Below are 3,049 nucleotides of genomic sequence, written 5' to 3'. Positions count from 1 at the left end.
CTTGCGGTCGATGTTGGCCAGGAAGGCCCCGACCAGCGAGGCGATGCAGCCGATCAGGGCGGCGCCGGCAATGACGCCGAAAATAAGCCCCAGCACATGGTTGATCGCCTTGACGTTGTTGATCTCTGCCAGGCGGCTGGCGGTTTCGATGCGCTGCTCGTTCAGCCACTGCTCCAGTGGTGCCACGCTGTCGATGTCCCGTGCATAGACCCGCGCCCGGGCGTAACCGACTTTCAGCGCGTCGAGGGCTTGGCCGCTGCTGGCGCCAAGGCTGGCCACCAGGTAACCATCGCGGTAGTGCTCCAGTTCCATCAGCAGATCGGGGCTGACGAAAGCGGCTGGGCGGGCGAAGCGTACCGAGCTGACGACGGCACGTACCTGCAGGGCCCGCTCGCCACGCTCGTTGACGTCGTTCAGGCGCCGGGCAACGCGCAGGCGAACCGTATCGCCAACCTTGGCATCCAGGCGTTGCGCGGCCCGTTCGCTGAGGATCAGCTGGTCGGTCGCCAGCTCGCTCAGGGCTGTCGCCAACAGCGGGTCATTGGCCTGGGTCGGGATGACCTCGACGTTATCGGCGAAGCGGCCATGCGCCCCGAGCAGATCGGCCTGGGTGTTCAGCGAGCGGGTCTGGCCGATGGCGAAGCCGACTTCCGGGCGCGCCTGCAAACGCTGCAGCCAGGCCTGGTCGTAGTGGCCGCTGCTGAGCATCTTCACCTCAAGGTTGCGTGGGTCGCTGAGCAGCTCCTGCTGCAACTGGCTGACCACGCCGTGCTTGAGGCCGAACAGCAGCAACAGCGGGGCGATGACGGCGACCAGCGAGGCGGCCATGCACAAGGAAACATTGCGGTCATGCCACAGGTCGGCCAGCGACAGCCTGATCAGCAGGGCCAGGCGTTTATGCCACGGGTTCAAAGCGTGTTTCCCCTTGACCATTGATGGCACCCAGGCGCGGCAGGCCGAAGCGCTCGACCAACGCCCAGTCGTGGGACACGATCAAGGCACTGAGCCCCAGCTCGGCCACCAGGTTCAGCAGCAGCTCGAACAAGCGCTCGGCGTTGTGTGGGTCCAGTGCAGCGGTCGGCTCGTCGGCCAACAGCACCCGTGGTTCGTGAGCGATGGCGCGTACGCAGGCGACCCGCTGGCGCTCGCCGATGGACAGCGCCTGGGGCAGTTTGCCCAGCAGCGGTGCCAGGCGCAGTGCCTCGACGGCCTTGTCCACGGCCGCGCAGCCAGGGGCCAGGCCAAGCAGGCGGCGCGGCAGCAGAATGTTGTCGCGCACACTGAGGAAGGGCAGCAGCCCGCCGTTCTGCAGCACAAAGCCAAGCTCGCGCGAGCGCAGTGTCGCCAACGCCGGTTGCTGGTCCTGGGCCAGCAGGCTGGCGACATCCTGGCGTTGCGGGCCAAGGCGGTAGTGGGTCAGTTGCTCGGGTTTGAGCAGCAGGCCGATGGCTTCCAGCAGCGTGCTCTTGCCGCAACCGCTTTCGCCGGTGATGGCGCGTACTTCGCCAGGCCGCAGGCACAGCTCATCCAGCCGTACCCGGTGAGCCTGCGATCCTTCGCCTCGAACAATCCGTAATCCCTTGATATCGAGCATGTGCGGTCAGGGCATCATTTCCAGCGGTACCGGGTAGACGTTATCGCGGCTGTCACTGCCCGGGGCCAAGGCGACCCAGCGGTCCACGTCCGCGTTGTAGCGCTGGTAATGGCGAAGCTTGCTGCTCAGGCTGCGAATGAATTTCTCCTGGGCCAGGCCATCCCAGCCTTTCCAGGTTTCTTCGTCCAGGTTCAGTACTTCGCTCTGGTAGGGCAGGTCTTGCAGGTACTCGCCGAGCACGCCCAAGTCGGCCACGCGGGTGGTCGAGCCCTGCTTCAGCTGGTTCGGGTCGGCACCCATGGTGGCGGCTACCGAGCGCAGGCGGGTGAACATTTCGTCGGGCGAAATCATGCCTTCGTTGGCGGCGTCGAGGATCTGCTTGAGCACATCGCTGAGGTCGCTGAGCTGGGCCTTGGTCAACAGCACGCGCACATCGGTGGTGGGCACGTTCTGCTTGATCAGGTCACGGTCGCTGATCCAGGCCTGGAACACGGGTGGCACCTGGGTGCCGTTGGCCTTGCCAAGGTAGGCCAGCTGCATGGCGTGGCCTATCAGCGCCGCATCCTCGAGCATTTTTTTCTCGGTGGGGTCGGCCTTGGCATTGGTCGCGCTGCCGATGGCGTCCTCGCCCATGTAGGCAGCCCGCACCTGCTGGGTGATGGCGGCGGCCAGGCCATCGACCTTGCGGCCGAAGGCCTCGACATCGCCGGCATTGACCGGGTAGTACAGGGAGGTATTGGTGCCCGGGTAGTTGGACAGGGTACGGTACTGCGCCTCGGCGCTGCTGTGGTTCTTCGAGCCGCTCGGGGTTTTCAGGTGCAGCGTGTACAGGGCAACACCCGGGTTGCTGGCTTCGATCTTGACCTGTTCGGCGCCAAGGCCGGTACTCGACAGTTTGTCGCCACCGTCGATGGCACCGGCATCGGTGATCAGTACCACATAGCGCGCGCCGAATGCGCTCCAGTCGATCTGGTCCACGGCCGACATCACACCGGCGAAGGCATCTTCGTTGAACTCGCTGCTGGACACCTTGGCCTGCTTGAGGTCTGCGACCTTGGCCATGAAGTCGGCACCGTCCTTCACGGTGTTGGGGTCGGCGTACATCTTGCTGACGTATTCCAGGCCCGGCACCGCCTTGGTGCTGGAACGGTAGGCGACCAAGCCGAACTTGACCTGCTTGCCCAGATTTTCCTTTTCGATCTGCGTGTAGACGCGCTTGATCGCTTCACGGGTACGGTCGATATACGGGTCCATCGAGATGGTCGAATCGATCACGAACACCACAGCGGCACTGAACGCTTTCAGCTGTTGGTTGGCGGCGGCCTGGCTCGGCGCTGGGGTTGCCGCTGCGGCGCTGTCGGCTTTGCTGACCGAGGCCACGTTGAGGATGCGGGTGCGGAAGCCTTCTTCGGTCATCACCTCTTCGCCGCTGAGCACTGGCAGCAGGTAGAAGTT

Annotated in this window: 3 protein-coding genes; all 3 read right to left on the bottom strand. The window is 64.7% G+C overall.

Features of this window, described 5'->3' with window-relative positions; all coding sequences use genetic code 11:
* Nucleotides 1-912, bottom strand: a 912-nt coding sequence (locus tag HP547_RS28090) for an ABC transporter permease (RefSeq protein WP_172288731.1), incomplete at its 3' end; no start/stop codon positions are given.
* On the bottom strand, nt 896-1,594 hold the full coding sequence (locus HP547_RS28085) for an ABC transporter ATP-binding protein (RefSeq protein ID WP_172229649.1): 699 nt from the start codon (nt 1,592-1,594) through the stop codon (nt 896-898). The genes HP547_RS28085 and HP547_RS28090, both read right to left, overlap by 17 nt.
* A 6-nt stretch (nt 1,595-1,600) precedes the next feature.
* A partial coding sequence (locus HP547_RS28080; protein ID WP_172288729.1) for a vWA domain-containing protein occupies nt 1,601-3,049 on the bottom strand: 1,449 nt, incomplete at its 5' end.

Source organism: Pseudomonas sp. CM27, assembly GCF_013179515.1.
Taxonomy (GTDB): domain Bacteria; phylum Pseudomonadota; class Gammaproteobacteria; order Pseudomonadales; family Pseudomonadaceae; genus Aquipseudomonas.
This window is presented reverse-complemented; position numbering and strand designations above follow the sequence as displayed.

What these genes read in the sequence shown, in the direction of transcription:
- HP547_RS28085 (WP_172229649.1), bottom strand. Translation starts at nt 1,594, where the DNA reads ATGCTCGATATCAAGGGATTACGGATTGTTCGAGGCGAAGGATCGCAG.